We start from the raw sequence: 6293 nt of genomic DNA, 5'->3' as shown, positions 1-6293 counted from the left end.
CGCCCATTAAAGCGGTACGCGAGCTGGGTTCAGAACGTCGTGAGACAGTTCGGTCCCTATCCGTCGTGGGCGCAGGAAATTTGAGAGGAGCTGTCCTTAGTACGAGAGGACCGGGATGGACGCACCGCTGGTGTACCAGTTGTCTTGCCAAAGGCATCGCTGGGTAGCTATGTGCGGACGGGATAAGTGCTGAAAGCATCTAAGCATGAAGCCCCCCTCAAGATGAGATTTCCCATAGCGCAAGCTAGTAAGATCCCTGAAAGATGATCAGGTTGATAGGTCAGAGGTGGAAGCGCGGTGACGTGTGGAGCTGACTGATACTAATCGATCGAGGACTTAACCAAGTCATTTATGACAAAGCGAACTCGACTTACTTCTTCTTCTTACATTATCTAGTTTTGAGAGAATGAAAAAAAATCATTTTTCTCTTGAAAAAAATGAAAAAGACATTATAATAAGATATGTCTTATCAATAGTCTGGCAACAATGGCGAGAAGGCCACACCCGTTCCCATACCGAACACGGAAGTTAAGCTTCTCAGCGCCGATGGTAGTTGGGACATTGTCCCTGTGAGAGTAGGACGTTGCCAGGCTGATTATTATTCCGCAGTAGCTCAGTGGTAGAGCTATCGGCTGTTAACCGATCGGTCGCAGGTTCGAGTCCTGCCTGCGGAGCCATAATGGAGAGCTGTCCGAGTGGCCGAAGGAGCACGATTGGAAATCGTGTAGACGGGTACCCCTGTCTCAAGGGTTCAAATCCCTTGCTCTCCGCCATTTATATTACTTTTCAAATGGCCCTTGGTCAAGCGGTTAAGACACCGCCCTTTCACGGCGGTAACACGGGTTCGAATCCCGTAGGGGTCACCATTTTCGGAGGATTAGCTCAGCTGGGAGAGCATCTGCCTTACAAGCAGAGGGTCGGCGGTTCGATCCCGTCATCCTCCACCATATATTCATTATTATTGTCGCGGGGTGGAGCACGATCGAATAAGCTTCTTCGATCAAGCTACAGCGCAACGATTGAGCCACATCTTGAATATGCTTTCCGAAATCGGGGCGGCAAGATGAGGGCAGCCCAAAAGCATAAAAGTGCATAGGCAAATTGAATATTTTATTATTGTCGCGGGGTGGAGCAGCCCGGTAGCTCGTCGGGCTCATAACCCGAAGGTCGCAGGTTCAAATCCTGCCCCCGCAATTTGGTCCCGTGGTGTAGCGGTTAACATGCCTGCCTGTCACGCAGGAGATCGCCGGTTCGATCCCGGTCGGGACCGCCATTTTAATTGGCTCGGTAGCTCAGTCGGTAGAGCAAAGGACTGAAAATCCTTGTGTCGGCGGTTCGATTCCGTCCCGAGCCACCATTTATTGTTTAACGCCGGTGTAGCTCAATTGGTAGAGCAACTGACTTGTAATCAGTAGGTTGGGGGTTCAAGTCCTCTTGCCGGCACCATTTTCTTTAAAGCAATACGGAGGGGTAGCGAAGTGGCTAAACGCGGCGGACTGTAAATCCGCTCCTTCGGGTTCGGCGGTTCGAATCCGTCCCCCTCCACCATTTATACAGGGGTATAGTTTAAAGGTAGAACGAAGGTCTCCAAAACCTTTGGTGTGGGTTCGATTCCTACTACCCCTGCCAATTATATTTTTCTTTGGCGATTGTGGCGAAGTGGTTAACGCACCTGATTGTGGTTCAGGCATTCGTGGGTTCGATTCCCATCAGTCGCCCCATTTTTTTCTTATTGAATTTATTTATAAAATACATTATCATTGGGCTATAGCCAAGCGGTAAGGCATCGCACTTTGACTGCGACATGCGTTGGTTCAAATCCAGCTAGCCCAGCCATTTGCGGAAGTAGTTCAGTGGTAGAACACCACCTTGCCAAGGTGGGGGTCGCGGGTTCGAATCCCGTCTTCCGCTCCAATTTTTATGGCGGCATAGCCAAGTGGTAAGGCAAAGGTCTGCAAAACCTTTATTCACCGGTTCAAATCCGGTTGCCGCCTCCATAATTATAATGTTGAGTATTGTTGCTTTACGATTTCGCCGGGGTGGCGGAACTGGCAGACGCACAGGACTTAAAATCCTGCGGTAGGTGACTACCGTACCGGTTCGATTCCGGTCCTCGGCATTGCTTCACAAACATTTTAATACGCCGGTGTGGCGGAATTGGCAGACGCGCACGACTCAAAATCGTGTTCCTTCTGGAGTGTCGGTTCGACCCCGACCACCGGTACCACTTTTAATAATACAGGGTAACCTGTTTTTATTTTAATTATTCATTCGACAAAAAATGATAAAATTCTTAATGCGGGTGTAGTTTACTGGTAAAAAGCTCAGCCACGAGCAGGGCTACCATGAATTCACTGCGAGTTGTCTCGACGCATATGCAACTTTGAGTTTGCTGGTAGAGGAAGAGCCATTAGAGTACGAGAATAAAAATATAATTTCATCATAAATTAATTTGCGGGTGTAGTTTACTGGTAAAACCTCAGCCTTCCAAGCTGATGTAGTGGGTTCGATTCCCATCACCCGCTCCATACATATTAATCCAACGCAGTGTTTCGTTTGAAAAATAACGAGGCATTGCGTTTTTTTATTTATTGAAAAGGTTGTTTACTAAAAGATTGTTTTTTTGTAAATAGGTTTTTAAAAGAAAATCGTTGAAAAAGAAGTTGATTGGAACGGAAGGTGCGAGACTCCTGCGGGAGCAGCGGGACAGGTGAGACCCCGCAGGCGCTGTGCGTCGAGGATTCTCACCGCCCGCCCCGCGGAAAGCGAGCATCCTGGAGTGGAAATCAATTACTCCTTAAATAGCAACAAGGTATACGAAAACGGCCTTTAAAAAAGGATGCTTTAATCGCATCCCATTACTTTGAATGTTCCTTCGCCACCATGAATTTGAATGAACATTTCCATTAAAGAGCGTGTGAGTTTTAGTGCATTCTCTTCATCGGTAGAAGGTGTTAGATAAATGATTTGCAGAGCATTCCTGGTGTCTTCTGTTACTGGCGTTTTTTCAGAATCAACAAATGGGCTGCCAAATGGCCCGTTTATATCAGTGGAGATAATTAAGTCACTTAAGGAATTGATTCTCCCGTTTAAACCGGTATATTCTTCGTCATTAGAGCCGATACGGATAGTAATGGGTCCACAAAGATGATCACTATCATAAATGCCAATCGGTACCTGATATTGCAATGAGAAAAAATTATTAAGATCAATTGCACTTTGTACCGATGGAAGGAAATTTTTCTTTTTAATTCTTCGGTACAGTGCTTCAGAGGATGGACGGTACCGGTTGGGATCCTTGCCGGTGAGCTTGAAAATGGATCGCCATTCCTGTATTCCAGACAGTTCGGTTACATTTTTATTTTCAAGGTCAAAATAAATCGACTCCTGGAACATCTGGAGCCTGCCTTTGAGCATTTGCGGTGATTCTCCGACCATTATATTTTTATATTCAATGATACCTGTTTTAAATCCAGGTATAAGTTCTTTTAACTGGGAAGATAGAATAATTTCCATACTTTCCACCTCCATTAATCTTTGAAAATAGTTTATCATAAATAAGAGATAACCCATAATTCAACAGGCTCTCTAGCCTTTAATAAAAAGCTTATAAGAAAGGAGGAACTGAAATGGATGTAAATCTATTTAAGGGCGAATTAATCGAGTATAGCAAGGTAATTGGCATCGATAAAATTGGTTTTACAACCGCATCACCCTTTGAAGAAATGAAGAACCGGCTGTTGAGGCAGCAGGAGCTTCATTATTATTCCGGATTTGAAGAGCCGGATATTGAGAAGCGTGTGAATCCCAATTTGCTGCTTGATGAACCAAGATCAATTATCTCCATTGCCCTAGCCTACCCTTCTAAAATGAGGATTCATGTCCGGAGTAAAAAAGGGGAGAGACGGGGTATATTTTGCCGTGCTTCTTGGGGTGAAGACTATCACCATATTTTGAGGGACAAGCTTAAGCAGTTGGAGGCATTTATTTTAGCAAAAATCCCTGATGCAAATTTAAAATCAATGGTTGATACAGGTGAACTTGTTGATAGGGCTGTTGCGGAAAGAGCAGGAATCGGCTGGAGCGGCAAAAACTGTTCAATCATTACTCCGGAATTTGGTTCCTACGTTTATCTTGGTGAAATGATTACTAATATCCCTTTTAAGCCTGATAAGCCAATTGAAGACCAATGTGGGACATGTACAAAATGTATTGAAGCCTGTCCTACCGGTGCTCTTGTTCAAGGGGCCAGCTCAATGCCCAGCGCTGCATTGCATTTTTAACACAGACAAAGGGGTTTCTTCCTGATGAATTCAGAGAGGAAATTGGAAATAGAATTTACGGCTGTGATACATGCCAGACTGTGTGCCCCGTAAATAAAGGAAAAGACTTTCATTTTCATAATGAAATGGAGCCAGATCCTGAAATTGCAAAGCCACTCCTAAAACCGCTATTAAAAATAAGCAACAAGGAATTTAAAGCGAAATTCGGCTATATTTCTGGTTCCTGGCGTGGTAAAAAGCCAATTCAGAGAAACGCAATCCTGGCACTTGCCTTTTTTAAAGATGTAACAGCCGTTCCTGCCCTAGCGGAGGTAATGAAGGAAGATACAAGACCTGTTATTCGGGGAACAGCAGCATGGGCCCTGGCTAAAATCGGCGGTGACGTTGCTCTTTATGCTCTTGAAGAGGCAAATGCAACAGAAACAGATGAACAGGCTAAGGAAGAAATCGAAAAGGGATTAAAGCTGATAAAGGAGCTGGCCTAAGGGGTCTGCTTCTTTATTTTTTTGATTTAAAAACCTTTCTCTTTCATATGAATGAAGGGAAAGGAGTGAAATAGGATGAGGTCACAGCTTCAGGAGTTTTTAGAAAAAAGAGTGCAGCAATATGTAAGCCAGCCCCGAGGAATAGAATCTCCATGCCAAAAAGCGGAGAAAAAGAAAGAAGCACATTTGAAAAGAGCAGCAGAAATTGTGAAAACAAAAGCTTCTGGCAAGATACTTAAAAGAATAGAAGAAGGAGAATTTAGCAAAGCAATTTACCAAGTACATTTTCAATACCTTATTAAACAAAAGGATCTCCTATATATAGAAGAAGAAATTGAATTAAGAGAGGCGAAATTTTACAAAGGAGTGTTAGTGGAAGACGAGGAAGTCAAGAGGCAAGAAAAAGTTGTGGAAGGTGCGGACTTAGCGTTATCGGAATTTATTGATGTAAGCGAAAGACTTGCGTATCAATATAACCGTCTCAAAGCTGTTCAATATGCAGAACGCTGGTGGAATGATTATAATCCGGCATATAAGAGATTTGAAAATGATTGCACCAGCTTTATTTCTCAATGTTTGCACAATGGAGGATCGCCAATGAGGGGATACCCGAGCCGGGCGTCCGGCTGGTGGCTGAAACGCAATAATTATAGCTACAGCTGGGCAGTTGCCAATTCACTTCGGTTGTATTTGGCCAACTCAAAATCAGGACTTAGGGCCAGCGAAGTTAGAAGCCCGGAGCAGCTTACATTAGGGGATGTCATTTGTTATGATTTCCAGGGTGATGGACGCTTTGACCATAATACCATTGTAACAGGCAAAGATGCGAACGGAATGCCGCTTGTGAATGCCCACACCTATAACAGCCGGATGCGATACTGGGCATATGAAGATTCCACTGCTTACACACCAAAAATAAAATACAAATTCTATTCCATTTTCGATGGAAACTAACAAACTTGTATGCAAACATAAGAGTGGTATAATAGCACTTAGAGTTTACTTATGAGGTGAAGAACGTGTCATTGCATGTAGTTTTATATCAGCCGCAGATTCCATCTAATACAGGAAATATCGCACGTACATGTGCAGGAACAGGCACAACACTGCATTTAATCCGGCCATTGGGATTTTCAACAGACGATAAAATGCTGAAGAGCGGGCCTTGATTATTGGGAATTTGTTAAGGTAGTCTACTATGATTCTCTGGATGAATTTTATGAAAAGAATGAGGGCGGTGAATTTTTCTATTTGACCAAATTCGGGAATAAGCCACATTCTTCTTTCGATTACAGCGACTTAAGCAGGGATTATTATTTCATTTTTGGCCGCGAAACGACAGGGCTGCCAAAGGATGTAATTGAAAAAAATAAGGAACTTAGCCTGCGCATTCCTATGAATGATAATATTCGTTCCTTAAACCTTTCGAATACAGTAGCTATCCTGATTTATGAGGCTTTGCGCCAGCAGAGCTATCCTGAATTAATATAGTAAAACAGGTCCAAAAGGCCTGTTTTTGTTTCTT

2 protein-coding genes, 17 tRNA genes, 2 rRNA genes and 2 pseudogenes (1 of these 23 running past the window's edge) are annotated in these 6293 nt (G+C 43.7%); 22 read left to right on the top strand and 1 reads right to left on the bottom strand.

The window, feature by feature from the left end:
- The 19 genes from RCG23_RS07875 to RCG23_RS07785 all read left to right on the top strand — a co-directional run.
- Positions 1-344, top strand: a 23S ribosomal RNA gene (locus tag RCG23_RS07875); it begins 2590 nt to the left of the window's first position.
- 132 nt (positions 345-476) lie between these two features.
- A 5S ribosomal RNA gene (rrf, locus tag RCG23_RS07870) occupies positions 477-592 on the top strand.
- A 10-nt stretch (positions 593-602) separates the two neighbouring features.
- A tRNA-Asn gene (locus RCG23_RS07865) sits at positions 603-677 on the top strand.
- 4 nt (positions 678-681) lie between these two features.
- Positions 682-773, top strand: a tRNA-Ser gene (locus RCG23_RS07860).
- Between the two features lie 19 nt (positions 774-792).
- Positions 793-866, top strand: a tRNA-Glu gene (locus RCG23_RS07855).
- A gap of 5 nt (positions 867-871) precedes the next feature.
- Positions 872-947, top strand: a tRNA-Val gene (locus tag RCG23_RS07850).
- Between the two features lie 173 nt (positions 948-1120).
- Positions 1121-1194 (top strand) — tRNA-Met (locus RCG23_RS07845).
- A gap of 3 nt (positions 1195-1197) precedes the next feature.
- A tRNA-Asp gene (locus tag RCG23_RS07840) sits at positions 1198-1273 on the top strand.
- A gap of 8 nt (positions 1274-1281) precedes the next feature.
- Positions 1282-1357 (top strand) — tRNA-Phe (locus tag RCG23_RS07835).
- A gap of 13 nt (positions 1358-1370) precedes the next feature.
- Positions 1371-1446: transfer RNA gene (locus RCG23_RS07830), tRNA-Thr, on the top strand.
- A gap of 18 nt (positions 1447-1464) precedes the next feature.
- Positions 1465-1548, top strand: a tRNA-Tyr gene (locus RCG23_RS07825).
- 7 nt (positions 1549-1555) lie between these two features.
- Positions 1556-1629: transfer RNA gene (locus RCG23_RS07820), tRNA-Trp, on the top strand.
- A 16-nt stretch (positions 1630-1645) separates the two neighbouring features.
- Positions 1646-1721: transfer RNA gene (locus RCG23_RS07815), tRNA-His, on the top strand.
- Between the two features lie 40 nt (positions 1722-1761).
- Positions 1762-1836: transfer RNA gene (locus tag RCG23_RS07810), tRNA-Gln, on the top strand.
- A 3-nt stretch (positions 1837-1839) separates the two neighbouring features.
- Positions 1840-1914 (top strand) — tRNA-Gly (locus RCG23_RS07805).
- An 8-nt stretch (positions 1915-1922) separates the two neighbouring features.
- Positions 1923-1997, top strand: a tRNA-Cys gene (locus RCG23_RS07800).
- Between the two features lie 36 nt (positions 1998-2033).
- Positions 2034-2119, top strand: a tRNA-Leu gene (locus RCG23_RS07795).
- A gap of 23 nt (positions 2120-2142) precedes the next feature.
- Positions 2143-2227, top strand: a tRNA-Leu gene (locus RCG23_RS07790).
- Between the two features lie 227 nt (positions 2228-2454).
- Positions 2455-2528: transfer RNA gene (locus RCG23_RS07785), tRNA-Gly, on the top strand.
- A gap of 316 nt (positions 2529-2844) precedes the next feature.
- Here RCG23_RS07785 and RCG23_RS07780 read toward each other — a convergent pair.
- On the bottom strand, positions 2845-3516 hold the full coding sequence (locus tag RCG23_RS07780) for a B3/B4 domain-containing protein (RefSeq protein WP_308179257.1): 672 nt from the start codon (positions 3514-3516) through the stop codon (positions 2845-2847).
- A gap of 113 nt (positions 3517-3629) precedes the next feature.
- On the opposite strand from RCG23_RS07780, the pseudogene queG reads away from it, so the two are divergent.
- From queG to trmL, 3 genes and pseudogenes are all read left to right on the top strand, one after another.
- Positions 3630-4768, top strand: a pseudogene (gene queG / locus RCG23_RS07775) (tRNA epoxyqueuosine(34) reductase QueG).
- Between the two features lie 75 nt (positions 4769-4843).
- Positions 4844-5722: an amidase domain-containing protein gene (locus RCG23_RS07770; RefSeq protein ID WP_308179256.1), complete on the top strand. Its 879-nt coding sequence runs from the start codon at positions 4844-4846 to the stop codon at positions 5720-5722.
- 65 nt (positions 5723-5787) lie between these two features.
- A pseudogene (gene trmL / locus RCG23_RS07765) lies at positions 5788-6259 on the top strand (tRNA (uridine(34)/cytosine(34)/5-carboxymethylaminomethyluridine(34)-2'-O)-methyltransferase TrmL).
- Positions 6260-6293: the final 34 nt, after the last annotated feature.

It is taken from the genome of Neobacillus sp. PS3-34 (genome assembly GCF_030915465.1).
GTDB lineage: Bacteria > Bacillota > Bacilli > Bacillales > Cytobacillaceae > Neobacillus_A.
The sequence above is the reverse complement of the archived record's forward strand: the minus strand, read 5'-3'. Positions and strand labels throughout refer to the sequence as shown.